Genomic DNA, 538 nt, shown 5'->3' on the forward strand with positions numbered 1-538 from the left:
CATTCCAGGAATCACTGACGGAGCTGTTTCTAAGGCTTCCAATCGACGTTTATATCCGGAGCTGCGTTTGTCGATGGTTTTAGATACTCCGTTAATTTGTGAGTTCTTCGAACTCAATAATGTGAAATCTACAGGCATAAAACTATAACCATCAGACCAACCCAAAGTAAGCATTCTAAACCCTTTGTAAAAACGTTTAGTTAGGGAGAAATGGTCCATACAGCGAGTTAAAAGCTCCACTTTTTTACTTCGGTTTCGGTCAAACATGGAATCATCAATTATTAATGCCTTTGGACGTTTTGTATCCGTAAGGATACTAACTTTCTGAATGGTGCTCGCACTAAAAAAGGTTAAAAAACGACGCCAAGCAAACTTTGAGTGGTTCATAAAACGATAAACAGAATCTTTAGCTGGATACTGATCTCCTTTCTTTGATTGAAGAAGACTGAACCAACTTTTGTGATGAAAAATGAGACAAAATACAAGTTGAAACAAATACAAAGCTGAAAATCCAAATCTTTTCTTAATACCAGCTTTC

Annotated in this window: 1 protein-coding gene; it reads right to left on the minus strand. The window is 36.8% G+C overall.

Annotated elements, in window-relative coordinates; genetic code table 11:
• Positions 1-538, minus strand: a 538-nt coding sequence (locus IEV91_RS21530; RefSeq protein WP_188499469.1) for a transposase, incomplete at both ends; no start/stop codon positions are given.

Origin of the sequence: Pullulanibacillus pueri (genome assembly GCF_014639255.1) — a bacterium.
Lineage (GTDB): Bacteria > Bacillota > Bacilli > Bacillales > Sporolactobacillaceae > Pullulanibacillus > Pullulanibacillus pueri.